The 24,681-nt window shown below is 50.7% G+C and carries 21 protein-coding genes and 3 pseudogenes; 10 read left to right on the forward strand and 14 right to left on the reverse strand.

Annotation, left to right across the window (positions count from 1 at the left end; all coding sequences use genetic code 11):
- The first annotated feature begins 138 nt into the window (after window positions 1–138).
- Both AC07WB_RS23115 and AC07WB_RS23120 read left to right on the forward strand, forming a co-directional pair.
- Window positions 139–1,686 (forward strand): methyl-accepting chemotaxis protein, encoded by a 1,548-nt coding sequence (locus tag AC07WB_RS23115; protein WP_312464209.1) that lies wholly within the window; start codon window positions 139–141, stop codon window positions 1,684–1,686.
- Between the two features lie 378 nt (window positions 1,687–2,064).
- Window positions 2,065–2,379 carry a hypothetical protein gene (locus tag AC07WB_RS23120; RefSeq protein WP_494941472.1) on the forward strand — a complete coding sequence of 105 codons (315 nt, stop codon included), beginning with the start codon at window positions 2,065–2,067 and terminating at the stop codon, window positions 2,377–2,379.
- On the opposite strand, the gene AC07WB_RS23125 is transcribed toward AC07WB_RS23120, so the two are convergent.
- Window positions 2,369–2,608 carry a biofilm development regulator YmgB/AriR family protein gene (locus tag AC07WB_RS23125; RefSeq protein WP_336769020.1) on the reverse strand — a complete coding sequence of 80 codons (240 nt, stop codon included), beginning with the start codon at window positions 2,606–2,608 and terminating at the stop codon, window positions 2,369–2,371. The genes AC07WB_RS23120 and AC07WB_RS23125 overlap by 11 nt on opposite strands.
- 404 nt (window positions 2,609–3,012) lie before the next feature.
- Between AC07WB_RS23125 and AC07WB_RS23130 the strand changes: the two genes are divergently transcribed.
- From AC07WB_RS23130 to AC07WB_RS23155, 6 genes and pseudogenes are all read left to right on the forward strand, one after another.
- Window positions 3,013–3,417 carry a hypothetical protein gene (locus AC07WB_RS23130; protein ID WP_494941473.1) on the forward strand — a complete coding sequence of 135 codons (405 nt, stop codon included), beginning with the start codon at window positions 3,013–3,015 and terminating at the stop codon, window positions 3,415–3,417.
- Window positions 3,418–3,681: 264 nt separating this feature from the next.
- Window positions 3,682–3,865 (forward strand): annotated as a pseudogene (locus AC07WB_RS23135) (con-10 family general stress protein).
- A 463-nt stretch (window positions 3,866–4,328) separates the two neighbouring features.
- Window positions 4,329–4,583 (forward strand): hypothetical protein, encoded by a 255-nt coding sequence (locus tag AC07WB_RS23140; protein WP_049852692.1) that lies wholly within the window; start codon window positions 4,329–4,331, stop codon window positions 4,581–4,583.
- Window positions 4,584–4,867: 284 nt separating this feature from the next.
- Entirely contained in the window at window positions 4,868–5,110 is a 243-nt protein-coding gene (gene ycgZ / locus AC07WB_RS23145) for a regulatory protein YcgZ (RefSeq protein ID WP_336779080.1), read from the forward strand.
- Window positions 5,111–5,212: 102 nt separating this feature from the next.
- Window positions 5,213–5,485 (forward strand): hypothetical protein, encoded by a 273-nt coding sequence (locus tag AC07WB_RS23150; RefSeq protein ID WP_312464204.1) that lies wholly within the window; start codon window positions 5,213–5,215, stop codon window positions 5,483–5,485.
- Window positions 5,486–5,617: 132 nt separating this feature from the next.
- Window positions 5,618–5,884: a biofilm development regulator YmgB/AriR family protein gene (locus AC07WB_RS23155; RefSeq protein WP_049852689.1), complete on the forward strand. Its 267-nt coding sequence runs from the start codon at window positions 5,618–5,620 to the stop codon at window positions 5,882–5,884.
- Between the two features lie 218 nt (window positions 5,885–6,102).
- Here AC07WB_RS23155 and AC07WB_RS23160 read toward each other — a convergent pair whose 3' ends face one another.
- The 3 genes from AC07WB_RS23160 to AC07WB_RS23170 form a co-directional block, all read right to left on the reverse strand.
- Window positions 6,103–6,300 (reverse strand): hypothetical protein, encoded by a 198-nt coding sequence (locus AC07WB_RS23160; protein WP_049852688.1) that lies wholly within the window; start codon window positions 6,298–6,300, stop codon window positions 6,103–6,105.
- 81 nt (window positions 6,301–6,381) lie between these two features.
- Window positions 6,382–6,642 carry a hypothetical protein gene (locus AC07WB_RS23165; protein WP_049852687.1) on the reverse strand — a complete coding sequence of 87 codons (261 nt, stop codon included), beginning with the start codon at window positions 6,640–6,642 and terminating at the stop codon, window positions 6,382–6,384.
- Window positions 6,643–6,872: 230 nt separating this feature from the next.
- Entirely contained in the window at window positions 6,873–7,037 is a 165-nt protein-coding gene (locus AC07WB_RS23170; protein ID WP_161804883.1) for a hypothetical protein, read from the reverse strand.
- 315 nt (window positions 7,038–7,352) lie between these two features.
- Here AC07WB_RS23170 and AC07WB_RS23175 point away from each other — a divergent pair, with 315 nt between their 5' ends.
- Window positions 7,353–7,637 carry a hypothetical protein gene (locus AC07WB_RS23175; RefSeq protein ID WP_494941474.1) on the forward strand — a complete coding sequence of 95 codons (285 nt, stop codon included), beginning with the start codon at window positions 7,353–7,355 and terminating at the stop codon, window positions 7,635–7,637.
- A gap of 38 nt (window positions 7,638–7,675) precedes the next feature.
- Here AC07WB_RS23175 and AC07WB_RS23180 read toward each other — a convergent pair whose 3' ends face one another.
- A complete protein-coding gene (locus tag AC07WB_RS23180) occupies window positions 7,676–8,836 on the reverse strand; it encodes a diguanylate phosphodiesterase (RefSeq protein ID WP_494941475.1) in 1,161 nt (386 codons plus the stop codon).
- Window positions 8,837–9,509: 673 nt separating this feature from the next.
- Here AC07WB_RS23180 and AC07WB_RS23185 point away from each other — a divergent pair.
- Window positions 9,510–9,793, forward strand: a pseudogene (locus AC07WB_RS23185) (methyl-accepting chemotaxis protein); the annotation flags it as partial.
- 444 nt (window positions 9,794–10,237) lie between these two features.
- Here the strand turns inward: AC07WB_RS23185 and AC07WB_RS23190 are convergent.
- The 9 genes and pseudogenes from AC07WB_RS23190 to AC07WB_RS23230 all read right to left on the reverse strand — a co-directional run bounded on the left by AC07WB_RS23190 (window position 10,238) and on the right by AC07WB_RS23230 (window position 24,577).
- Window positions 10,238–10,426, reverse strand: coding sequence for a con-10 family general stress protein (locus AC07WB_RS23190; protein WP_072093446.1), 189 nt, complete (start codon window positions 10,424–10,426; stop codon window positions 10,238–10,240).
- Window positions 10,427–11,031: 605 nt separating this feature from the next.
- The gene (locus AC07WB_RS23195) at window positions 11,032–12,690 is read right to left on the reverse strand and encodes a methyl-accepting chemotaxis protein (protein ID WP_494941476.1); all 1,659 of its coding nucleotides are present in this window, start codon (window positions 12,688–12,690) and stop codon (window positions 11,032–11,034) included.
- Window positions 12,691–14,436: 1,746 nt separating this feature from the next.
- Window positions 14,437–15,618, reverse strand: a complete 1,182-nt coding sequence (locus tag AC07WB_RS23200; protein ID WP_494941477.1) for a PAS domain-containing protein — start codon at window positions 15,616–15,618, stop codon at window positions 14,437–14,439.
- A 551-nt stretch (window positions 15,619–16,169) separates the two neighbouring features.
- A pseudogene (locus AC07WB_RS23205) lies at window positions 16,170–16,415 on the reverse strand (transposase); the annotation flags it as partial.
- 217 nt (window positions 16,416–16,632) lie between these two features.
- Window positions 16,633–18,822: a TonB-dependent siderophore receptor gene (locus AC07WB_RS23210; RefSeq protein WP_494941478.1), complete on the reverse strand. Its 2,190-nt coding sequence runs from the start codon at window positions 18,820–18,822 to the stop codon at window positions 16,633–16,635.
- 25 nt (window positions 18,823–18,847) lie between these two features.
- The gene (locus tag AC07WB_RS23215) at window positions 18,848–20,173 is read right to left on the reverse strand and encodes a lysine N(6)-hydroxylase/L-ornithine N(5)-oxygenase family protein (protein WP_494941479.1); all 1,326 of its coding nucleotides are present in this window, start codon (window positions 20,171–20,173) and stop codon (window positions 18,848–18,850) included.
- Window positions 20,170–21,870, reverse strand: coding sequence for an aerobactin synthase IucC (gene iucC / locus AC07WB_RS23220; RefSeq protein ID WP_494941480.1), 1,701 nt, complete (start codon window positions 21,868–21,870; stop codon window positions 20,170–20,172). Before iucC ends, AC07WB_RS23215 begins: the two co-directional genes overlap by 4 nt.
- Window positions 21,871–21,893: 23 nt before the next feature.
- Window positions 21,894–22,835 (reverse strand): GNAT family N-acetyltransferase, encoded by a 942-nt coding sequence (locus AC07WB_RS23225; protein WP_494941572.1) that lies wholly within the window; start codon window positions 22,833–22,835, stop codon window positions 21,894–21,896.
- On the reverse strand, window positions 22,835–24,577 hold the full coding sequence (locus AC07WB_RS23230; protein ID WP_494941481.1) for an IucA/IucC family protein: 1,743 nt from the start codon (window positions 24,575–24,577) through the stop codon (window positions 22,835–22,837). The genes AC07WB_RS23225 and AC07WB_RS23230 overlap by 1 nt, the downstream gene beginning before the upstream one ends.
- Between the last annotated feature and the right edge of the window lie 104 nt (window positions 24,578–24,681).

Genomic DNA, 24,681 nt, shown 5'->3' on the forward strand with positions numbered 1-24,681 from the left:
GCCCTCACGGTAGCCGGGCGGCCTCGCAAACAAGCAACTGTGCTGAGAGAGGTAGTAACAGTTCGTAACTCATCAAAGCTACTAGTATCTGGCTCCATGCCGATAAAGAAGTTGTTCTCCCGCCCACAAGGAAAAAAAATGAAAATATCGGTTCGTCTTTTCTCAGGCTACGGTTTTTTGGTTGTCTGCTTTTTAATCTGTACCGGCCTGTCTCTGCACGCGCTCAGGGAATCCCGGCAAGGCATGGACGATACGGTAAATTACAAAATGAGGCGCCTTACGCTTGTCCTGAACATGCGTGCTGCAGTTAATAACATGGCAGTTTCAGTCAGAGACATCGTTCTTCTCAGAGACCCTAAGCAGGAGAAAAATGAATGGCAAAAGGTCAGTGATTTACATGAAAAGTATCTTCAGGAACGCGAACAACTGGTTGCCAGCATGATGCATAACGATTCCCCTGAAGGAAAATCAGCGTTAGACCGTATTCTGTCCTCAGACAGTGTCGCTCTGAATACACTGACAGTTGCAGGAAAAATGGGGATGGACAATGGCCAGTCAGAAATAGCCGCTGACTATCTGCTGAATACGGCGCGCCCGGCTCAGAAGGCTCTGTCCGATGCCCTGGATGGGCTTACCGATGTACAGAATAAGCTTAGCCGGGATACGGTAGCAGTTAATAGCGCATCTGTACGTGAGGCTTCCGTTTTACTTCTCTCACTCACGACTCTTTCAGTCCTGTTCTCTCTTCTGACCATTTTTATGATAGTCAGGACGTTGATGCGCCAGTTAGGCGGGGAACCAAAAGATGCTGAGATACTCGCAGCAGCAATTGCTTCTGGCGACTTGACGAGTCAGGTAATTCTGCGAGGTAATGATAAAACAAGCCTGTTGGCTTCACTGGATGGTATGCAGGCAAACCTGCGGAGGCTTATTTCTCAGATAAAGGATTCCGCCAGCTCCGTGGCGCTTGCTGCGGATGAAATTTCGCAGGGTAATACCGAACTCTCTTCCCGCACCGAGCAGCAGGCGGCCGCGCTGCAGGAAACGGCCGCCAGCATGGAGCAGCTTACCGCTACAGTGAAAAGTAATACTGCGGGTGCACAGCAGACAGCGGGTTCAGCCCGTGAAGCAGCGCAAGTTGCCCGTTCAGGCGGTACAGATGTACAGCGCGTGTCAGACACAATGAATGCCATATCTGTTAGCGCTGCGAAGGTGCGAGATATCACATCCGTAATTGAAAGTATCGCCTTCCAGACAAACATTCTGGCCTTAAACGCTGCAGTGGAGGCCGCCCGGGCAGGTGAAGAAGGGCGGGGATTTGCCGTGGTGGCGGGTGAAGTCAGGACGCTTGCAAAGCGCAGTGCGAATGCCGCGCATGACATCAAACAACTGATGGCGGAGGCAGTAAGTGTTGTTGACAGCGGCGTGGTCGCAGCCGCAGATGCAGGGCACAGTATAATGAAAATTGTCGGTATGGTGGGCGAGCTGGCTGAGGCCATGGATAACATTTCACTGGCTTCATCCGAACAGATGCAGGGTATATCCCAGGTCAGCATTGCCGTCAGTCAGATGGATGGTGTAACCCAGACTAACGCCGCGCTGGTTGAGGAATCCTCGTCTGCCTCACAGTCACTGTCTGAGCAGGCACACGCGCTGCGCGGAATGGTTGAGGCCTTCAGGGTATAAGGTCAGTGGCAATAGGGTGTGGGGATACTTATAGGCTGCTGTTTAATCGGACACTTTGCTACGCTACATAAGGGAAGGGGCTGAGCAGAATTCAACTCTTATGACAAGACTGGTGATGCAACGCAAAATGAAATTGAATACAAAATCTTAAAATGAATGTCCGCTGTTCGCAAGTAGTGGACATTAGCCTGACGTTAGTAATAAAAGCTGACTAGCAGTTATGCTCTTAATATGGTGAATCCCTTTATACGACAGGGCCAGGCTACACAGGTATAGCAGAAACAAAGGCGCAATTCAGATGATAGCCCTCCTGAATCACCGGGAGGTACCCGGCGCCGTACTTTTACAGAAGAATGAAGATGCGCTGCGGAGGTGGCCATGCTGTGGATGGAAGAGGGTATGTATCTCAGGGTAGAAGAGCTGCCGGGCGGCCCGCGGCCATTGCCGCTGCTGAGCGGGTTCAGCCTAACGACGGCCTACCGGGCGCTGGGGTGCTTTAACCCGTCGGAAACGTCTGACGCCTATTTCATTCTTTCCAACGACCGCGACGAAGTCTGGTTTATCTGTAACCGCCATCTGCGGACGGTGTATTTACAGCGGGACAGCACGGCATTACGTTTGCCGCTCTCTTCTTTCGACGGACAATCCTTAACCGGTGCCGCGCCGGCACTCCGCTCCGGATTCAGCGATTAAACAGCATCCGGAGCAGCGCCGTAAGGTGTGCCGCCTCGGCCTCATCGCCGGTACAGTCCAGGCGCGCAATCAGCTTAAGGCAAAGCGCTGTGCGCGTCAGACGCCGTTCCTGACGCAGGATATCGACGGTGATTCGTCCCAGCAGCGCAATCTGGCCGGGGTGGGTGACCTGGCTGAAGTAGCCAGTCAGCCCGGCATCTTTTTCCGGCGGTAGTCCGTCCTGTCGCATGAAATACCCGTGCATAAAGAATGAGGTCGGGCGCAAAGTAACCGATGTACCGGCGCGTGTACAGCAGTAATCCACCGGTGCACCATCCTTTAAACAGCGCCACCAGTTATTGCAGACAATTCAGCGATAAAATTAACGCTCCGGTTATAAGGGGAGGCTCAGTGAACAGAAAAATACCGGCGGACGACAGCATGCCCATTACCCTGCCCGATACCTGCTTCAGTTAGGTACTGAATCCGGAAGACACCAACCGGGCCGACACCCGCGCATTTCTTTCCCGCGACGTGGAGCCGTTTACGCTGCCCGGGTTTGTGACGCCGTTCGGCTACACCCTATGGCAGAACAGAGCAGAGCGACAGTTCAGGCTTATAACGCAGGAGCCAGAGCCGGAGACCGCATATGCAGTGAGGCTGGAAGAAGCCGAAGACTTTACCTCGCCGGAGCGCGCCTGCATACAGGTCATGGTATGGCGCACCCGCCAGCCGCAGCACGAGGTGGCGGTGCACGGCCTGGCGCGCCGGTTTTTCTGCCATTTTCGTCATCGCTGGTCGATCATCATTACCGACAGCGCGCAGACCAACGCGGCAAAAGTGATGTGGGAAGGGATGGTTGCCTGGGCGCTGCGCGACCCGGAGCACTACGTATACGTGTGGGACGGCACAGGCGAATCGGGCTGCCTGCACCCGGTGCGCAGCTGGCTGGCGTTCTGCGGTCACTGGGCCGCCTTCTGCTGGGGCGCCGAGCCAGGAAGCCACCTGAGACGACGGGTTGTCATCAGTACGCACCCCCTTAACGCTGCGCAGAAATAATACGTATGCGGAACGACGCGGCTGCAGAACAACTCTCCACCGGAGGGATGTCACGCGCCGTTCAGCCCACACAACCTGCGTATATCGCCGGAGTAGCAAGCCGGGGGGCTCATAACGCCAGCATTTCAGATTAAGGCGTCCTGCAGCACGTGTCCACCGTCGTATCTACGAAAAAATGTGCGCGGCGGACAGTGAGTATCAGCCAGACCTGCAGGATTTCACTGCCTGATACAAAGGACATTTTTTTATCTGGAGAAAGATATCATGACAACAGTAAGGCGCAGTGGTGCCGGAAACTTCGCGGCCGACCCGGCACGCGCCTCTCCGGACGGGCAACAAAGGCGGTACAGCCAGCGGAGGCAACTTCAAACACCGCCCCGGTCGCGCACGCGTGGCTGGCCGTAAGGGCGGACTTATCAGCCGCCGGGGCCCTAAACCTGAAATTTAATTAAGGCAAACAGATTCGCACCGGCGGTGAAATTTTATCCCGGCGATCTCAATTAGGAAATTAATATTACCTAATTCCCCTGGGGTCGGCGGAGATTAATTATAACGAATTATCGCATGATTTTTTCTAGCCCGCTGCGCATTTCTACAGGCAATATCTCTCTAAGAAGGCCTGCAATATTTTCAAATCGTGTTAAATCCATTCCTGAGATTAAATCCCATATGACTTTAACTTTTAAAGATGAAAACGATTTCAGGGACCACATAAGGTTTATTCAGTGTTTTCTGAACTTTATCCCTGATAATCTGTCAGTATTATGAATTTAAGGCGTTTTTTTCTTAACGGGACTGAATTTATTTCGCATTAAGGAAGCGCTACGCTGAAAATAACCATTCCGGACCGTACTTCAGCTCATTAAACCGCTACACTGAAATACCGTAATAAGGCTGATGGAGAGTGGAGCATGCCTGATTATTATCACAACGAAAATCAGCTGATTATTGGCGAAGCTGTGATTCATCTGGCGCTAAATAATGCGGATATTACTGTTGACTCGCTTGTAAGGGCGCTGGCTGAGATGGCTGCCATCGAGGAAAATCCTGCGCGCTGCGTGCAGATAAGAGAGGCGAAACACTGGCTCCGCGGGTTCATGCCAGCTTCAGGGAACCGTGACGAGCTCAGATGGGTTACCGGAGCGGGTCAGGGCTCAGTTCACTGAAGGGTTTACGCCCGTTCGGGACAAAAACCGGGCGGACCTCTTTCCAGCGTCTCTCGCAACACGCAGGCCAGCCATAGCTTTCTTAATGCTGTACAACCCTTTTATTATCGCATTCATCATTCGCGCGCTGATACTCACGTAAGCTACTGTTTAGTAACGGCTAGCACTTTTTGCAAAAAAAAGATAACTTGTACAGCATCACAATTGCTGTACAAGTTTGATTTGATTGTATAACTTTATGGACAGACAGAGTCGACTACATTTTAACCATTGAGGGGTTCACCATGCGTCAGAATGTCACGAAATTACCGGATGCCGCGAGCGACATTGCACACTACTTCAGCAAGGCGTCGGCGCCGACCCAACAGGAAACCCTTGGGCAGATTGTCGGCGAAATCCTGCGCTCGGGCAAGAACCTCAACCGTAAGGCCATCTGCACCAAGCTGTTACACCGCCTTGAAGCGGCATCAAGTCAGGAAGAAGAGCGTCATTATCAGACGCTTATCGGTATGTTGTTCGAGCGTTAAGTTTTAATTTCCAGGTGAAACGCCCCGCAGCATGCATACAAGGGCCGTCCGGACTGGGCGACCGGCACTTTGTCCGGAGGACAGGCACCATAAGGCGCGGGTATGCAAAGAAGTAAACCAGAAAGACTCGTTGACGCTGTTTTAGGAGATGCTGTCATAGCTATGCTTGATGGCGACGATGACATCAGCACTGTAAGGCTGATTGGCGTGCTTAAGTCCATGACTCAAACTGAACAGGATGCTGAGCGACGGGAAGCAGTAATGATGGCTATTCAGGAAGTTGAAGCTACTCTTCCACGATTAAGTAACACTCGTGATGCAGCAATACTGGCTTTTAATGATGAGCTCTCACCTGACAGTGGTCGTAAGCACTGAGCCTCAGCTGAGATTTCCGTTTATAGCGGATAGTGGCAGGACGCCCGCAGGACGCGGCTACCGGAGGGTGGCCGTTTTTATTTCAGGCATTTGCCTGGCCACATTAGCCCGCAGGGCCTGACGGATAACATCATGCAAGTTAATGAGAAACTTAACACTTCTGAAGCATACATCATCCAGCACTTCCGCAGCGGCGGCGACGCACTGGCCGCTGAAACCGCCGTGCTGGACGCTGTCATCCGCGATATCGTTATCCACGGTAAAAAGGTGACCAGCAAAGCGATCATCCTTTACCTGATTGCCGAGCTCGAAAGCACCTCAGACATGGACGAGCTTGACGTGCTGCGCAGCGCGCTGGAAATCGTGGTGGGTAAAACGCCCGACGATGAAGCCTTATGAGATTAATTGTGCTGCGCAGCCTGCGCGGCATTCAGCGCAGGCGGAGAGTCGAATCCTCCCTGCGAAGCCCACAAGGAGCAGGTGACTGCGGCGGCGAGGGTTACGGCAATCCAGACTTTCACAGGCACCTCCCGGTTTAAAAGATTTCACTTTTAACAGTGTGGCGCGCCACAGTTATTGCGCGAGGGAAACGCGTCATAACGGGATAAATCTGAAGGTCAGTGCATCTGCTGAGCCAGGAGTCTGACCGCGCGTTCGCAATTTTCGCGCAATGCGGCAGCGCCAGCCGACTCGCCCATGCTGTGCAAGGCGCTGGTGATTTCGTGCAGGGTGAGGTACTGGTCCGGCTTAAGAAGGCGCGCCACGACCGTTCCGATAACGGCGTAGATATCTTCGGCGGTGGTGTCATCGTTCATATGACCTCCGTCCGTAAGGTGGATAAGTGTACAGTATAACTGAAAGGCGCCGCAGCAGATACAGCGGCGGCCCGGGTGACTTCAGTGAAGCTTCTGCGATGACAGATTGTCAGCGCTGGCGACCCCGGTCTTCTCATCGGCGCGAATGTGCATTTCCCGCCGGACCTCTTCGATAGCGCGCAGGCCCGCGCGAACGCGGTCTTCATCCGTTTCATGCTCAATCGCCGCGCGCAGGCGGTCTGTCAGGACAGCCCAGCTGATGGCCACGTCCTCATCCAGCAGCGCTGTTACGGCCTCGCCAATCATGATGTCGGCCATTTTTTCTTCAAAGTCATTTTTCATGGGGTTATCCGGCAGCAGGTTTCGGGCGCAGAGCTTACCACAGCCACCTGGCCTGGACATGAACGGGTAATCTGTCCGCATAAAACTTTTTCACCGCAGTGTAAATACGCGCCACGGTAACGCTGCCAGGGAGGGAGGTATCCTGCTCTGACGGTGCCTCACTCCTGCGCGGACATTTTCTTGCTGCGTCCGCGCTGCTTTGCTGCTGGAGGTGCGGGCTCCGCCACCGGTTAAGGCTTCTCCAGGCGATACAGGCAGACGTCGCCGCGCTCCGCCAGGCTCGCCGGCCAGATCATGGCCGCATTCCAGTCCTCAACGTAAAGTTCGCCCAGCGGCTGTACCACGGCCCAGGGCATTCCCAGCGTGCGACGCAGCTGCAGGAGTTCCTGCGCCATCGCCACGGCCTCTGCGTCATGATTTTCCGGATTACCGGCGATTTGAGTAAGCCTGTGTTAGCTAAGCATTGCTGCGTCTCCTGTGCGTTAAACCCTGTTGCAGCGATAGCCTGCCGGCGGATTGCCGGACATCTCCCGCTGGCGCATGCTGGAGGTACCTCCGTCGCTGAAAACAGGGGGATTACGAAACCTTTACGCTTAATGTCTTGTTGGCCACTTGCAGAGTTTGCAACCAGTTCTACACTGGGCGGACCAGTGAAGAGAGTACCGGTTTTAAAACAATAAGAGGTAAAAAAAATGATTTTAGGTGAGTTTATGCTGAAGGTGAACCGCTGGCCTCAGATGCATTTCACAGCAATTGAAAGCGAGCAGCGCGACGCCGGCATCGAGATTTATGCCATCGACTGCACAAACCAGACCAAAAGCCGGTTGCTGATTTACCGCACGCCGGACGCGCAGCACGCGGCGGTCATGACGACGCATTTCCGCACCTGGCTTGAAAAGGCCAACCGCGGCAGAACGCTGCGGCAGGAAAGGGCTAAAGCGCCGGCGGCCGTTATGGCCGCGCAGCACCCGCCTCAGCGTGCCGCAGCCTGTTAATCATCCGGGGCCCACGGGCCCCTTTCTGTTCCCGTGCCTCAGACGGCTTCCCGTGTTTCCGGCCAGGCGACGGCCGCGCCTTCAGCGGTGAACAGCGCGCCCTGAAAATCAGTGACCCCCGCCGCCTCCAGCCACATCCACTCCTCCGGCTGCTCAATGCCCGCCGCGATCACGTTAATTTCCAGCGCCGAACAGCAGCGCAGCACGGCGTGTACTACCGCCTGACGGGGGCCGCTGCGGTGAATATTGCGAACGATCCCGGCGCCGATGCGCACGCGGTCAGGCTGCACGTGCGCCAGCAGCGACAGTCCGGCTGAGCCGTCACCAAAGTTATCGATGGACAGGCTGATGCCGGCCTGCTTCAGCTGGCGCACCGCCTGAGAAAATGCTTCCAGCTGAGAAATGACCTCCGTCTCGCTAACACCCAGTATGATCTGCTGCGGCACCATTCCGGCGCTGTCAATGGCGCTGACGAGCCGGCTGACGGCGTCCGGAACATAAACCAGCGTCATAGGCAGAATGCTGAGGTACAGCATGATGTCGTCAGGGCATGCCCTGCCGGCCCTGTGCAGCGCTCCGATGACCGCATCGAGATTATGCTCGTACAGCGCCTCGCCGGAGAGCCCCGCCGGCGCGTCATCGGGCAGGGCCTCAAGGGCCGTGACCTTACGGCCGAGCGGATCGACCACCGGGCGGAAGGTAACGCCCGCTGCCGCAGCCGGTGACCCATTGTCATCCGGCACGAAGTCCCAGTAGTCGGCGGGCAGGACCTCAAAGTAGTTTTCTTTCTCACGTGCTTCCACGAAGGTTCGCAGGAACTGCAGGCCGCGGTCGTCATAGGTCAGACGATATTTAGACGTGCCGCGGTCAAGCACCGCCTGCAGCACGCTGCCGCTGTCGTGATGGCGCAGGTCGAACAGCTCCATGCCGTGGTTGCCAAAGCGGCGCGACGGTGAATAGTCGCGCATCAGCTCAACCACGTTGTGGTGGCGCCGGTCGGCGCAGATGCGGCCGTAAATGTCCAGTACGCCTTCCTCCGGCCCCTCCAGAATCTGAAAGAAGTGTGTGCCGTTAAAGAGTAGGATCCCCGTGACCTGATGTCGGGCGTTCAGCAGGCTGGCCTTCTCCACCATGCCCGGCAGAACGCTGACGGGTACCTCATTAGCGAGGTGGCTCCGGTAAATTATTGTTGTAAGCATTTCAGGCTCCGTATTGCCACAGATTGTCACGGGCACCATAGCAGCCAGCCGCCATTTCTCAAACCGGACCGGCAACGGACATGATGAGACGCTGAATAAACATTCAGAAAGTCTGAAACGATAGTTTTTAACGCACTCGTAGCCTTGTAATCAAAATAAATCATTGCGGAATAGTGGTTTTTCAGAACATCCTTCGGGGGCTTTATTCAGCGGTGTCAAAAGTGTGGCGTGAGGCTGTCATCAACGTAAAACAGAGGTAATAAATTTGTCTATTCAACAATACGGGAAAAGGCGCGTCATTATTGACGAAGCGGCACTGAGTCTTGCTCCGGGCGAAAGAGAAATAAGCGTGCATTCGCTTATTTCCGAACTCGGACGCATGGCTGAGACTGGCAGCAGCGATAAGCGGCTTACAGAAATATCCGAAGCCAGATGCTGGCTGAAGAGCTTACACGAGCCGGGGCAGGCCTGAACGACGAGAAGAACTGACGCCAAAGGACTTAGTCCAGCTCTGGCCGGAACACGACTAAGAAGAGATCCTCACCGGTCGCGCGCAGGCGTGTACAGGCCGGAGACCCTGTCAGGTACGAAACCCTCCGCTTTTCCCGCGCTTAAATCGCATCAGAAATTAATTCCACCCCTATATACTCGGGCTTACAGTGGCAGCTTTGACAGGACGCTTGCGCTGCGTAGTGCTAATGCCGCGCATGACATCATGCAACTGATGACGGAGGCAGTAAGTGTTGTTGATAGCGGTGTGGTCGCAGGTGCAGGTGCAGGTGCAGCATACTGAAAATTGTCGGTATGGTGGGCGAACTGGCCGAGGCCATGGATAATATTTCGCTGGCTTCATCCTAACAGATGCAGGGCATCTCTCAGGTCAGCATTGCCGTCAGCCAGATCGACGGGGGAACGCAGAATAATGCAGCTCTGATGGAAGAATCCTCATTCGCCTAACAGTCACTTTCAGAACAGGCACAGCGCGGAATGGTGGAGACATTCAAGGTTTAAGCCATATTTGTATACTGCGGACGCGTTGAACTCAGGGTCATGGCTGCTTGTTTCTCTGGGGAGCATGCGAGGTATACATGTGCTCGTTCTTCAGTGCTACTGACTACTTCCGCGTAGTATCTGTAAAAAAATCGATTACCGTATGGTTAAATCTGTATGCATGAAAAGTTTCAGCGCGTTAGAAATCAAGACATAAACGGATCTGCTGCTTATACAACTGAGAAGGGGATACTAAGGTTGCTGGTTACGTAATCCAATAATCTGGCACACCTAATTTTAACATCAGCAGACAGAGTTGGGATAACTTTGTTGAGAATATAATGACTACTAGCAAGAGAAAGTTACAAAGATTAAAGAAAGCCGCTGCAAGCGGCTTTTAAAAAAATTTATTTATTCTAAATGATCTTGTGACAACGGCTTGCGTTTACTGATGGTTCCTCCTTTACGCCCTGCCTCGACGGCGCGAGCCGGATCATTCCTAAAGTTACCACCACTTACGCGGCCGCCTTTTCGGCCAGCCTCAACTGCTCTTTCATGATTCTCAGCGAAATTACCTGCTCCACCACGATGTGTGACCATGTTAACTCCTGACGAGAGTGAATAAAAAATATTTATAAAACTTTAGTTATGAACACTAATAAACATTAGCAAGGAATAAAAAAAATTCAAATTTAGGTAATTTATGATACTAATTCTGAGTAACTTTCTTTCTAAAAAAAAGTGATGATGTTCGAAAATCTGGTTTTAATTGGTACTGCTTTTTCTCCTGACAAGAGCTTTGATATAAATATTCTTTTGTATGAACAGCATTGATTGCAAATTGAGGTATCTATCAGTGGAATCGAGGTTTTTCATACTAAGGGAGGATGTAATGGCTTCAAATTGTTGGCAAGACCATTTAAAAATGGACCTGACTTTTATCAGAGTAGGCCATAAGTAACTAATGGACCTAAAAAATCCATGCTCCTCCTCAGCCACGCTAAGTAATGTTAAACCATTGTAATAACAAGTTGAGCTGTGAAATATTTTGGAAATGGAGACTTGTGTTTTATATTTAGATTTTTACATGCCAAATATTTTTCACAGACATTTGATATTCTGAGACTTACAGCCAAGCGTAAAAAGTGAAAGCGCTGATTAAATAGCGCTTTCGTTGGGTAAATCGATGGTTAGAAAGTTAAGAACTAAAAGCTTTCCCAGTTTGCCTTACTCACCTCTGGAGCAATTAACGGAGTATTCTTTTGAAGTTGTAACGTTCTGGCTTTCTGTGCGTTAACTGCTACACCAACCTGAGCTGTGGATTCGTTTAAAATGAACGTAGAAACCAGCCTCGACAAGGTTTCAGCCTGCTCCTGCAAAGACTTAGATGCAGAGGAAGCTTCTTCAACCAAGGAAGCGTTCTGCTGTGTGACTTCGTCCATCTGTCCAATGGCAAGATGAACCTGCTCTATGCCTTTGCTTTGTTCAGAGGTTGCTGCAGCAATTTCATTAACCAGATCGGCAACCTGCTGGATAGCATTACTGACATTTTCTGTATTATTACCCACGTGCGTTGCCTGCTCAAGACCCTGTTCGACTTGAGCAACGGAAACTGAAATAAGCTCGTTTATCTCGCGAGCAGCAGTTGAGGAGCGCTGGGCCAGATTACGAACCTCAGAAGCAACGACTGCAAATCCTCTACCATGCTCACCAGCGCGCGCGGCCTCTACCGCAGCGTTAAGCGCAAGTATGTTGGTCTGGAATGCAATCCCTTCAATCAAACCTGTAATTTCGGAAATTTTTGAGGAACTTCCACGTATTTCTAACATTGTTTCCAGCATCTGACTGACTGCACTCCCGTTTCGCTGGGATAAATCGTTAGCATTATTCGCTAGCTCACTGGCCTGAACTGCACCATCAGCATTCTGACGAACGGTATCACTTAAAGTGGCCATACTTGCTGAGGTTTGCTCTAGCGAAGCTGCCTGCTGCTCAGTACGTGATGATAAGTCTTCGTTCCCTGCAGCTATCTGGGTGGAGCCTGTGCTGACTGATTGTGCCGCATGGTTAACAGACAAAAGTGTTGCCGAGACTTTTATCAACAAGTTGTTAAATGCTGATGCGGTTTGACCGATTTCATCATTTCTAAGTACTGGAGCTACTAGAGTAAGATCAAGGTTATTGCTAACATCAGTCATAGTATTGGTCATACTATTCAAACTACGCTTAATGCCAAGGATAATACTGGTAGAAAATATACCGAGACCGATGATGACTAACACTGACACTCCGCTCATCATCCAAACAGTCTGTGTGTAGATTTTCTTGTTGATTTCTCTTAAACCAGCACCAATTTTTATATTCAAATCAATTTGCTTCGTGAACTCTGACTCCATTTTACGTGTTGCGGCGCCCACCCCATTTTCACCTTTTAGTAAAGCCAGAGAAAGCGTATTGTCTTGGCTTTTTGAGGCGTATAAAAAAGCCGGTAAGGCCTCACGAACCGCATCAATGTTATGAAAAGCCTGCTCGGTCATCGCTTTATCTTCATCACTGGAGATATCGTTTTCCATGTAATAATCCGTAAGCGACTTTAACGTATTCAGCAGATCTTTTATCCTTTCCTCAGCCTGGTTCTGGTCTTGACTACCTGAAGCGGTCTGATGGCGGTAGAGTGCAATGCCTAACTGATTAGTGTAACTAATTGATTTATTGAGATCCTTGATGCTGGGAATTGCATTGGCCTGAACATATTCAAAGCGAGACTGGAAGCCTGAGATTACCGAGAGTGAAACGGAAACAATCGCGAGAAGTGATAATGCCAGTAAAAAAAATACCAGCAACAAACGCTGTGTAATAGTCATATGAACCCTGATGTAAATGTTAAATATTGCAACAGAGCTTATCGACGTAGTTTTACCAAGCTTTAACTATTTATAAATAATATATTTTTCAAACAGGCTTGAAAGTTTCTTCAGATGTACTAGCACATCGTGTAAATAATTGATTATAGTTATCACCTTGTAAAGAAAGTAACAACTCGTTATCAACTTTCATAAGCTTCATATTCAAAAAGGATGAGATAGATGAAAATTATTAAGAACTTTATCATTGGCATGGATTTCTAGGTCTGCCCGAGGAAGAAGAGCATCAGAGGTTATGGCTAACTTCTGCAGCTTCATTCGCACACTAAACTGAAATTTTACTATCCGCTCATTGCTAGCTTTCAGTTTTAGATTAAGCATTTGAACGTACATGATATTATCATATTTTCATGTATGCCTCTCACCAACCTCTAGTGGGTATGGATCATTGAGTGAAGTGACTTAAAAAATCGTCCCCATAATCAAGGTTCAAAGGTTCAGGTATTATTGCTTTTACTGACCCAAAATCAGTCAGTTTTTACTTTAACTGCATGGAACTTCAGTTGAGATATTTAGATTAAACATGCTGAAATTTTTCTAACATTCGACTGCCAAGGCTGATTATAACTAACAACGCATCCATTGCTGCCAAATCAGTTAAATATTAACAGAATAAAGCAATGCAAATCTCAGGGGAGTAATTTCATCAGGCTATCATTGCAGGTGAGAGATCATTTTTATATTTTTAAAAAAATGAGTGTCATGGGGTTAATGATAGTAAGAGGGTTTCTCCTTATGGAAATATACAGCGGTTCACGTTTGCTTATACGGTCGATTTATGCGAATCAACCCTTTTTAAGAGACAGCGGAATGAAGGTTTATTATTTTTATAGTCAAGAAATAATTGTTTTCCCTGGGGCCGACCTCATTTACTTGCTAGGATATGGCCATGAATGATCTATACCAAGAGATGAAAATATTCCGGTTGCGACAAAATAAATCAAAACTAACGCGAAGACAAGAATTGCAGACAATTCGATTACTTTAAATATATTACACTTTGCCATAGTTAACCTTCCTTCCATATGTGTGATTTAAGCCTCCTCATTAACATAGAGTGTTACCGGTAAAGCTCAAGCGAAAATCACATTGTGAAACACAAAAACAGACTTGCCGATCTTTGCAATTGAGGTTTTCGGATGGGTAGTGCTTTGACTAGTCTACTTGCTGCCGTACCGCTGACAAGTCCTCATAGTCGGCGTAGTAATCGGACCAATCCTCCTGCAGCAATCCAAGGTTCGGGCAGTGTGGCCATGATAGGGGATAGTATCAATCGCATGAATAGACGTTTTCTATGTCCGCCCAGATTATAGGGAGCAGATGCCGCATGACCAGTAATAAATGGGACTCATTACTTGGAATGATTACCAAAAAGCACCCAGATGAAAATGTTTATATAATGCGTTTTCTTGAATTTTGAAGAAAAATTTCTCTGCATTATAAAAGTTAGCTTTCCACTCATAGAGAGCATGTCTGCTATATGACACAGGCCGACAAATATGAAAAGGTAATAATATTCGGTTAAAAATGATAAAGGAGTCCCAGAACACGCTCGCATTTAGGAATGTAAGACGTTCTGGGGGTTAATTTCATATGGCCGCGGTCAAGCTTTGGCCACATTAATCCAGAGACAGGCTTTACTCCGGAATAGATGTTGAGTCAGCCAGGAAAAACGTTGATGCATGCTCAATGCTTGTGAGGATTTTCTGTACTGCTGGCAAAATTCCTTATTCGCATTTGAAGACGAGAAATCTGTCCTGTAATATCTGCCGTTCTTTCCGCCAGCCCCCTGATAGCACTGGCGATAACGGAAAACCCTCGGCCATGTACACCTGCTCTTGCGGCTTCAATACTGGCGTTCAATGAAATGAGCTTAATCTGCGCCGCTATACTTGCGTTTTCAGAAACCAGCTCGGCAATTTCTTTTGCAGTTTCGGCTGTCTGAATATTTCGCCTGCCCTCGCTTTCCTCGTGGAGCAACCGATCCTTACGGCCCTGGATATCAATAAGCGCGCCTACCGCACGCAGAGGCGTACCATCAGATGCACGTTTAGTCTGGCCTCGAGCCTGAAACCACCGGTATTCACCGCTGCGCAATCTAAGACGATATTCAATATCAAAACCGGTTTTACCGCTGAAATCCATTAGGTGGCTGACGAAAGCATCGAGTGCAGTTTGTTTGTCATCCGGATGAAGGCGTGACGCCCAACTATCCATCACATCTGGAAATTCTTCAATAGTTTCAAAGCCAAGCAGCTTTCTGAACTGCGGTGACCACCAGAATACGTTGTCAGGGTTCAGCGGATTTCCGCCAATGATGTCTAGGTCCCAGAGTCCATCATTGAGCATTTCCCGAGATAGGTCAAAGCGCGTGGAAACAATTTCAAAAAGGCGAGACTGAGCGGTTTCTTCTTCAATATTTTCCATAACTGCCACGAGACGTGGCGGCGTAAACTCCTGACAGTATGATGCACTTATGCGAAACCACTGAAAATCATTTGCGTCAGTTTTGAAGAGGCATCGCAACGGTTTATTAACATCGCCGTGGTTGAGCGTATAATTTATTAAGCGTCTAAAATCATCTCTGGAATCAGGATGTACCATCTGTGTAAGTGACGTCAGTCCTAGTGCCCTTTGAAGAGGTAATGACAAAAGCTGGCGGGCTTCAGGTGAAAAAAATACAGGCGCGTCACTTCCAAGAACCGGAGCCTCAACATACCAAAATCCTTTCTGACTGAGGCTCACAACACATTTCAGCAGAATGGTATCACTGTGGTCCACATATAGCGCTTTATTGACTTGCTCTTCAGCGATATATGGCTGCGTCTGCTCTGCGGCGGACTGTTTACCGAATAAATTTCGAAACATTATCTCTCCTGGTCAACAAGGATTGGCACAAAGTATGCCCTCAACACTTATCGGCGGAAATGTCTGAAAATTCAGTTAAGACTCAGCAGGTTTTAGCTATGGCTGTAACAGTAATATTCGGTTAAGTGCGTAATCTGTAAAGCGGCACTTAAAGTGCAGTCATTGGTATTTTCAGTATTACAAGGGCTCTTTAGACAAGACGCGCCGTGCTTACGGTAAGTTCGAGAAGGCGGGCAGCTTCACGCTGCAGCAAAGTGTGGTCGTGAACGCGCTGAATGATGTCGAGCCGGTATAGATCTTTATCTGTCATAGTCACCAACATAAAGTCTGCATCCTGAGCTGAGCCTGTGGAGATTTAAGGCTAGTTCAGAGACGACATCGGTGAGTTGTTACGCACGACATCAGCGTTTAGGAGTAACAATCAAAGGGCGTACAAACATAATTATTTTTTTATCAGCAGTTTAAATATCTTGTGACCGTGGACCTGATCGCCTGGCAGGAAGAAAACGGTGCGCCGGTTAACGGTCACTACCTGCGCGGCAACTTCGGCACTTTTTTGCCAGCAAGTCCTGCAGCATGGCCTTGTCGAGGCTCAGGTCGGCAACCAGCTTTTTAAGGCGAAGGTTTTCTTCCTCGAGCTGCCGCATTTGCTTGAGTTTTGAAAGCGAAATCCCGCCGTACTTTTTTTCGCCAGGTGTAAAACTTGGCGTCTTAGATGCCCAGCTTGCGACAGACTTCGGGCACGGGCGTACCCTGCTCAGCACAACCTGCTCTTCGGTGAATCGTGACTTTTCCATCGGCACAAACTCCGCTCGGGGAAGTGAATATCATGCCGGAATTCTGTTTCTGAATGGAGCAGGATTTCGGGTCAGGGTCACTCATAAAGGAGGGGATAGAAGTTAAAGCAATACGCTAAGTCACAAATATGACGGGCTTAAATCTTCAGTATCTTTAGCTTACTTGACTCTACCTATTCATCTACTGGCATCTGCCTGAGCAGATGCCAGTAGATGATCAGAACACGACCGAATAATTCAGGCCAAAAGTCCTGCCGCGTCCTTTATAAGTATAGAGTCCGGCATCACCATAGGTCGGGCTGTACAACCCCGGTGCGCGTTGTCCCCACGCAGTGGTGTAATCCTTGTCCAGCAGGTTCTCGACGCTAAAGCTGAGTTTTCCAACCGGCAGTGCGTAACTCCCCAGGAAATCAACGGTGTTATAGCCATTAATTTTCTTGCCATCAGCATCGGAAACATCGAAGGTTTGCGTGCTCTGTACGCGCAGATTCCAGTCGCCCGGTGCCCAGTTCAGCCAGGCACTGAATTTAGACGGGCTGGCGCTGTCGATAGTCAGCTTCTCCCATTTTCCGTCGACGCGCGTTTCTGATTTGATGATGTTGAAATTCGAGCCACTGCTCCATTCACTGTCACTGAAGAAATAATCGACCTGACCCTCAACGCCATAAATTCGTCGCTTATCGTCGTCCAGATTAATGGTCATGTCGGTTTTATTGATGCTGATGGTTTTGTCTGAAAGTGAATAGTAAGCCGCCAGCTGTGTACGCAGATTATCACCGGTGAAGCGCCAGCCGAGCTCGTAGGCATCAACTTTAATGCCGTCCAGTTTAGAGTTATTCACGTTAACGCTGTTGGTCAGTTTGTAATGCCCGTTCTCCAACTGGTAGGTACCTGAGCCGTAATATTTCGCCAGATCCGGAATTTCAAAGCCCTGTGAGAAGTTAAACCAAACCTGCTGGCGCTCGGTAATGCGGCCCAGGATCCCCGCGTTTAACAGCAGATTATTGTAATTGGTTGAGCCACCCGGTACGGCGTCAGCCGATGTTGCAATACCAGTGGCTATGGCCTGCTGCTGGGCGTAGCCAACAAAATCATCCACTTTGTTTTTCGTGTACTGATAACGCACACCGCCGCTTAGCGTGATGGCATCAATGTCATAGCTGGACTGCAGGAAAGGCGCAAGGTTGGTGATGCTGTAGCCCGGATATCGGCCAACGTTATAGGCGTTTTCCAGCGTCATCCCGCCACTCTGCGCCGCAGTGTTCAGGTCAAAGAACTGCTGATTGGCATCGAAAGTTTCGTGCTCAGCATCGACACCATACGTCAGCGAAAGCGAATCAACGGGCTTGCTGTTTATAGTCAGCTTACCGCCGTAGAAATCCGTCTTCTGCTCTGACGCGCCAATACTGGTTACCCGACCACCGCTGAGAGTGGGGAAGGGGTAGAAAGTCAGGTTTTCATCACGATAGTAAATCTGCGCTACTAAATCCTGGCCGAGAAAATAAGTGTTAGAGTACTGCAGGTTTATCAGGTGGCGTTCAGTGCCGGGCAGGCGATCGGAGTTGAGATTTCCAGCGTTATAGGCGTTACCCGAACCGGTCACCGCCGAGAAGTTCTCGCCCAGATACAGCCCGTGCTTACCATCCGATTCACTTTTGAAATATTGCGTGGTGAGCTGCAACTGCTGGTTTTCATCGATGTTCAGCGTTCCGGTGCCCATCAGATCCAGACGGTCCGAATACTGCAGCCCGGTCTGGGTATTATCGATGATCACCTCATCGCCTTTGCCATCATACCAGCCGCCATAACGCTGATAAGCCACGGACACACGACCGGAGGCCTTGTCGTTACCTCCGCTCACGGCCGCAGCGATATTCTCATCATGATCGTTATGGCTGTTAAAGCCGCTCTTGGTACCGGTTTGCAACTCCACTTCGGTGCCTGCCTGGCCTTTTTTGGTGACGATGTTAATCAGGCCACCGGTGCTGCCGCCGCCGTAGAGTGAGGTCGCGCCGGAAATCACCTCAATACGCTCAATGTTGAAGGGAGCGATGGAATCAAGCTGGCGGCTGTCGCTGCGTGATGAGTTTAGGCGGACACCGTCTACCATTACCATCATGGAACGACCACGCATGTTCATACCGTAGTTGGTTCGGCCCTGACTGCTGACGTCCATGCCAGGAATGAGTTGCGCCAGCACTTCTTTCAACTCTTTACCACCCTGAACCTGCTGCTCGATTTCAGCCTGCTCAATTATCCACGTGGTCTGCGCCATTTCCGCAACGCTGCGATGGGCGCGGCTGGCGGAGACGACCAGCTGGTCTTCATTAGGCTCTTCAGCCCAGGCGCCGGAAGAGAGCATCGCCAGCAAACATGGTTTTAAAACCCAGAGATACGGCTGTTTCATTTGTTATTTTTTTCCGATGAAGTGTTCAACATTGAACTGAATTAACGGGTCGTTGACGATCCTGACCATTTACCTCTGGCTGCTGTGTGCGCCATTGGATTACGCCAGGAGTGGTAGCCAGCTCGAAGGGTTCATCCGGATGCGCGCGATTGAGAATGCGTGCGGCACGCCAGGCCATCAGGCTGAGTTGAGGTTCCGCAATGCCCAGGCTTTGCATCCCGACGTTGACGGCGAAAAGGCGATTGTTCGATGGACCGTTCCAGTTAAGCGTGAAATCGGTGTTAATCTGGAAGCTTTCATCCGGGTCCAGCTGCAATCGATGGGCAATGGGCGCAAGAAAAGCAGGGCGGGCTGGACGGTAACCTGTAGCAAAAATCACCACATCGGTGGCCAGCTGTTCTTCCCCATGATCGAGTTGATGGCAAAGTGTCAGGCGCTGATGACCCCCATTCTCTGCAATATGGGTAACCGAACGGGATGGCATTAAATGTGCCCAGGGCTTTTCACGCAAAACCTCAAAGCGGTGGTACATCGCCCGATAGATCGCAAGCAGTGAATCCGTTGTAATGCCGTCAGACGTCATTTTTTGTTCATTCAGCATCTGCTGGCGAGCGCTTTCACCCAAGGTTGAGAAACTCTCAAGATATTCCGGGGTGAAGTACTCATTGGCAAAGGCGGCTTCGTCTAGCGCATTGAAGTTATTTCTACGCGAAACCCAGTTCAGCGCAGCGGGCTGGCCCCATTCGCCTCGGAAGGTATTCAGAAATAAATCGGCACCGCTCTGACCGCCGCCGACAATAGTGACGCGTTTTCCCCTTAAATCTGGCCGGCGAAGCATCATCTCGCTGGCGTGGAAGCAGCGATCGCTTTGCTCTGTGACGCACCCTGGCAGATTTGCCTGTTTACCAATGCCAAGACAAACATGACGCGCCTGGAAACGTTCCTGAGCGGTTTCAACAGTGAACAGTTGAGCCACATCATTGAAACTAACGTAGGTGACCGACTGATTGAATGCCAGATTACTGAGTCGTGTGGCCGCCCAGGCGAGGTAATCAGAAAACTCCTCGCGGGACACTGTGCGTTGTTCGGTGGTCAGAAAACGGTAGAATTTTTTACGCTGTACAAGATAGTTAACGAAGCTATAGCGATTTGTTGGCTCCACCGCGCTCACCAGATCTTTAAGAAAGCTGGTTTGCATGGAGCAGTCGGGCACCATCATGCCAGGATGCCAGGCGAACTGAGGCTTGCGTTCGAGAAAAAGGGAGGTAAATCCTTCCAGCCCTTCAGCCAGTGCAGCAACGCTCAGGTTGAATGGACCAATGCCTATGCCTATAAAATCGTACGTTTTCATTTTTCTGACTCCCGGGTGACCAGATAGAGGGGGTTATCAAGATTGGTAAGATAATTTGGCAGCATGCGGTTACCGCGGTCATGCTCAGAAAAAGTGAGTTTTACCGGATTAAGGACCACACGAATGATTTGCGGTCTGAACAGGTCGAACAGCGCAAAGCGTTCGGCCATCGCCGGATGCTGGGCCATATATCGCTGAAGAACATCCGCCAGAAGCCGGTAAAAATGCGTTTCACTGATGCCTGATCGCAGAGTGAGACGGGAGATGAAACGCAGCACGGTGACAAAGTGCCCGGTCTGTAAGTCATGGATCAGGTAGTCTGCGCTGAGTCTTGCCGTCACCTCTTTGACGGGTTCAGGCAATGATGCCGCCTCCGGGAAAGTTTTATCGACTAGGCGCATGTCGCCCTGGAAATCCTTGAGCAGAATGCGCTGCGGAATGTTGTCTTTCATCACCAGCGTGACATTCTGCCCATGTGCAATCAGCGCAACGCCATAACGGCACATCAGGTGATAGAAGGGGATCACCACGACTTCAAACATTCGGATAAGCCAGCTTTCTGCATTCAAATTAGAGCGTGAAATCCACGCATCGATAAGAGGGCGTTCAGCGTTATCCGTTTCCATCAATGCCGCCATCAGCACCGCCTGTTCGCCCTGTTGCAGATAATTGGAGGGGCTTTCTCGCCAGATGACACCCAGCATCTCCTGATAGCGATACGGTGCTTCAGTTAGTGCGGCGTAGCTCCCGTGCGCCAGATATCCTGCGGCCGGTTCTGCCAGGATTTGTGCACCAGAAGCCCGCAGAGTTTCATCTTGTGCAAATTGCCGCTTTAACCAGCCTGACGCGAGTGGGCCTGTGGCAATGTATTTACCCGGAATGCCGCGATAGCAGGAGGTGTTATAAATGGTCAGCGGCAGTTTGATATCAAAACGCGCCGGGCGGCTTACATTGGTCAGCGTTCGGAGAGATTGCTGTGCTAGGTAGCTGTCACCAAATTCCCCCAGATCAATTATTTCGCGGCGAGCCAGATAAGGCAGGAAATGAATGGCGATTTTTTGCTGCCACTGCCAAGGATGAACGGGCACGGCTATCCAGTGCCCGTCGAGACTCAATGCTTGCCAGCATTGACGAAAGCGATTTAACTCGGCGTCGTCCATGGCGCTGGCCAGCAATGCTGAGATATCGCAATCCTCATCGTGACACCAAACGAATTTGTCGCGTCGCACAGCAATCCAGTGCAGACGGAAACGGTTCCGATACTCCGGCGCATAGGCACGCAATGCATCAATTCCCCATCCGCGACGCCCTTTATTGAAAATGAACTTAGGATGTCCGCCGAGCAGACATTGCAGTTCATCAGGGGCTAAATCGATCAGGTCTTCGGCGGTCAGCGACTGGCGCGCTTCCTGCAGTTGTAAATCACCGCGCAGCGTTGCGTAGAGATCCTCTAAATGCTCAGCCGTCTGGGCATCGTTCATCTCCAGTACAACGGCCAACTGATGCAGCAGGGCATCGGCTTCGGTTGGACCGCCACTGAGCGAGGCTGGATCGATATGAAGCCACCCCCAGATGCCGCGACTTGCTGCAAATTCCCAGCACGCGTTGCCAATAGAAATCGTCCAGCGGTCCGGGCTCTTTTCGATGGCATACAACGCATGCTCATACTCGAGTTCAGCGAGAATCTTGGCGATCATCTCGCGATTAACCTGCTCCCATATCACAAGCCGACCTCCGTAAAGAAATGCTGGCGTTCACTCATTACCAAACGCGAACGTTTGTGAGGGAAGTCGAACTCCTTCAGCGTGTGGTAGCCGGCAACAGGAAGATGGCGGAACAAACGATGATTGTCGTAGCGCGGTTCAGCCACCACGCGTTGGGTGCGCGGTTCGTCGAGAAAAAGATAGTGTGTCAGCCCGCGCAACCAACTACGGATATGGTGCGGGCCGCGCCACCTTTCTTCCCCCACCAACATGTGCAAACCGCGATCATAAGGCTGCCAGCGATAATGGCGACCAATACGATCCTCGGCTGCCCAGTAAACTTCGAAATAGCCAAACGGATGATCGTCAAAGCAGCCAATCAGCGGATAGCAGTAAGCTGAGTCGAGCTGTTTACGCAGGTAGGTTTCTTGCTCCGGCCCGGCCATCTCCCAGAAGGCATTGACGCGAGGTTCGTTCATCCACCGAGTCAGGCGCGCGGAGTCCTGTGTGACATCAGCCACGCGGAAACTGAGTGTTCGCTTAATTTGTGGATCGTAACGGCGATATACCTCGCCTTCTGGACGAGCCGGACGCACGGGATAATACAGCTGGCGTTCCTGTTCAAATTGCATCTTGCCGCTGGTAACCCGGTGCTCGCCGCAGCGCCAGAGTGGTAACTGCCAAAAGGTTTCACGTGAGAAGTAGTCGCCGTGGATAGCGTCAAAGAGTTGCTGCGCCTGAGGTTCGTGTTGCCACTGTTCCCAGGGGAGGTGAATACCATTGAGGTACGGTGCAGCAACCAGTAACTGGTCGACGGCATCGACAAGCCAACCGGACGGAATAGACGTGACAAGCGGTAAAGATGCGCTGTTATCCAGCCCGAGCAGTAACGGTAAGGCCTGTTCCGAAAGTGTGCAGTGAAACCCCTGATTTACATGAACAATATTTGCCTGTGGCATCATGCATTCTCCCTGTAAAACGGATTCTGGAAATCGAAATAGATCACCGCCGGATTGACGATGGTGTTTTCGTTATGATCGTGGAGGTAGCAATGGAAGTTGCCCTTGCAGTTCCAGTGTTTGCTATCGAGCACGTAATCGAGGGTGCGCGTATCAATGACGTGGTTACGCAGGGCAGTCAGCTTGTCGCGGACCTGATCCATAAGGTGCCGTTCAGTGGCAAAGCCAGCTGCGCCAAGCGCTGCAGTGACGGCAAGGGTTGAGTTCACTAACAGGTAGTAAGGGAAGTAGCGCAGCACCTGCTCCCGACTGAAGCGGTTTTCTGCGTCGGCTTCGTCAATGTCAGCAAGCCAGTCGCTGGCATTGTCTGTAAAGCCGCTCCCCTGGCAGTCTCGATACAGCAAGCCGATGGGGAGATCTTCCTGCATTTCTACCAGGATATTTTGCTGATGCGCCAGCAACACGAGGCCGAAGTTGGCTTCAGTGCTGAACAGGGGAAGCAGCACGTGATCGCAATAGGCGTTTAACCAGCATTGCGCCGCTTGAGTTAATGACAGTCCCAGTCTGATGCTCAGCCTTCTGACTGCCGCGGCCAGCAGGCTATCCCCCCCATCAGGCGCAGCCTGGGTCAGGCTGACCAGCACATTGGTTTGTGTTGCTGGCATGTCGAAAAGCAGGTTTACGCGAAGTGCCATCAGACTCTCTTCCTGGATGGCACCCTCTTCATTCCGTAACCCGGCCCAGCCATCTTCCTGCATAACCCTCATGGTGGGATGTTGCAGCTGCAAAGCCTGCCAGCGTGCTGTCTGAGCAAGGCGAGCAAGACGCATTCCGCGTTTCACCTCCTTGACTGACAAGGTCCGTACAGAGTTGGTCAAACGAACGCTAAGCGAAAACTTGATCATGTCGTTGCTGGCGGGGGAATAAAGCGAGCGCGATGAACTGGTGGGAAACCAGCTACTACCGGCCTCACCTAAATCCGACACTGCACCGTGAGTAACCAGCTGATGGCACCAGGATTGCGACAGCAAATGTTGTGCCTGCCAGGGGTGCATCGGTACCAACCAGTGTGTATCAGAAAAATGGTGCAGCAAGCCCGGCGCATTCTGGGCGGCAATGCGCAGTAATCTGGCGCGTAGTGTCAAACCGAGGCTTTCACCGGCAATGTACTGGCATTCAACAGATAACCAACGCAACGGGAATCTAGACCCAAATTCTGGAAGGTAGCGGAGTGCCTCAGCGTCATTGAAAGGCTCATGCGATTTTGGCGCAGGATGGAATGCATGTCCCACAAGGAGGGCCTGTTCAGCGTCGGAGAAAGCAAGAGGTCTTAACCGTAAATCAGACCAGCGATGACGAAGTCTGATGGCCTGCCAGGTATTGGTATGACTTGCAAGCACCCGCTGCTGGAACCGCTTGATGACGTTCCTGTTCAATTCCGTCCGGATTGCGGGTTTTTCCAGGATCAATGACACCCAGGTCTGGACGTTAACAGGTTCACCCTCAGGGGACGAATGGCTGATGAGCAGGGCAGGGAACTGATACTGATGATGCTGTGTTGGAGAAAAATAGCGCAGTGGAAAAGAGAGGGAATGAGATGACGATAGCGGGAGGTGAATGTGTTCTTTATGACCTGGGAGGGCCTCTGATACATGCTTCCAGTCACGAGTTTCCCGGAAAAGCGCATTAAGAAAGCACTGTGCCGCCACGTCCACATCCGACGACTGGGGTATAGGATTCATAAGATAATCTCGCATATCAACTGATAATGATTATCGTTATGATAAGTATTCCATTTACATTGACAACTGTTTTTGCAATATTTACATACAGTTTATGTCAGATA

It is taken from the genome of Pantoea sp. GW821-FHT03E06 (assembly GCF_059420725.1).

Bases quoted from the DNA above. Each gene is read 5' to 3' on its own strand.
- AC07WB_RS23155 (WP_049852689.1), top strand. From the start codon at position 5,618: ATGCAAGTTAATGAGAAACTTAACACTTCTGAAGCATACATCATCCAG.
- AC07WB_RS23180 (WP_494941475.1), bottom strand. From the start codon at position 8,836: ATGCTTACAACAATAATTTACCGGAGCCACCTCGCTAATGAGGTACCC.
- AC07WB_RS23225 (WP_494941572.1), bottom strand. From the start codon at position 22,835: ATGCCACAGGCAAATATTGTTCATGTAAATCAGGGGTTTCACTGCACA.
- AC07WB_RS23120 (WP_494941472.1), top strand. From the start codon at position 2,065: ATGCTGTGGATGGAAGAGGGTATGTATCTCAGGGTAGAAGAGCTGCCG.
- AC07WB_RS23150 (WP_312464204.1), top strand. From the start codon at position 5,213: ATGCAAAGAAGTAAACCAGAAAGACTCGTTGACGCTGTTTTAGGAGAT.
- AC07WB_RS23160 (WP_049852688.1), bottom strand. From the start codon at position 6,300: ATGAACGATGACACCACCGCCGAAGATATCTACGCCGTTATCGGAACG.
- AC07WB_RS23165 (WP_049852687.1), bottom strand. From the start codon at position 6,642: ATGAAAAATGACTTTGAAGAAAAAATGGCCGACATCATGATTGGCGAG.
- AC07WB_RS23210 (WP_494941478.1), bottom strand. From the start codon at position 18,822: ATGAAACAGCCGTATCTCTGGGTTTTAAAACCATGTTTGCTGGCGATG.
- iucC (WP_494941480.1), bottom strand. From the start codon at position 21,870: ATGATCGCCAAGATTCTCGCTGAACTCGAGTATGAGCATGCGTTGTAT.
- AC07WB_RS23195 (WP_494941476.1), bottom strand. From the start codon at position 12,690: ATGACTATTACACAGCGTTTGTTGCTGGTATTTTTTTTACTGGCATTA.
- AC07WB_RS23115 (WP_312464209.1), top strand. From the start codon at position 139: ATGAAAATATCGGTTCGTCTTTTCTCAGGCTACGGTTTTTTGGTTGTC.
- AC07WB_RS23170 (WP_161804883.1), bottom strand. From the start codon at position 7,037: ATGGCGCAGGAACTCCTGCAGCTGCGTCGCACGCTGGGAATGCCCTGG.
- AC07WB_RS23125 (WP_336769020.1), bottom strand. From the start codon at position 2,608: ATGCGACAGGACGGACTACCGCCGGAAAAAGATGCCGGGCTGACTGGC.
- AC07WB_RS23175 (WP_494941474.1), top strand. From the start codon at position 7,353: ATGCTGAAGGTGAACCGCTGGCCTCAGATGCATTTCACAGCAATTGAA.
- AC07WB_RS23230 (WP_494941481.1), bottom strand. From the start codon at position 24,577: ATGAATCCTATACCCCAGTCGTCGGATGTGGACGTGGCGGCACAGTGC.
- AC07WB_RS23200 (WP_494941477.1), bottom strand. From the start codon at position 15,618: ATGTTTCGAAATTTATTCGGTAAACAGTCCGCCGCAGAGCAGACGCAG.
- AC07WB_RS23190 (WP_072093446.1), bottom strand. From the start codon at position 10,426: ATGGTCACACATCGTGGTGGAGCAGGTAATTTCGCTGAGAATCATGAA.
- AC07WB_RS23140 (WP_049852692.1), top strand. From the start codon at position 4,329: ATGCCTGATTATTATCACAACGAAAATCAGCTGATTATTGGCGAAGCT.
- AC07WB_RS23215 (WP_494941479.1), bottom strand. From the start codon at position 20,173: ATGAAAACGTACGATTTTATAGGCATAGGCATTGGTCCATTCAACCTG.
- ycgZ (WP_336779080.1), top strand. From the start codon at position 4,868: ATGCGTCAGAATGTCACGAAATTACCGGATGCCGCGAGCGACATTGCA.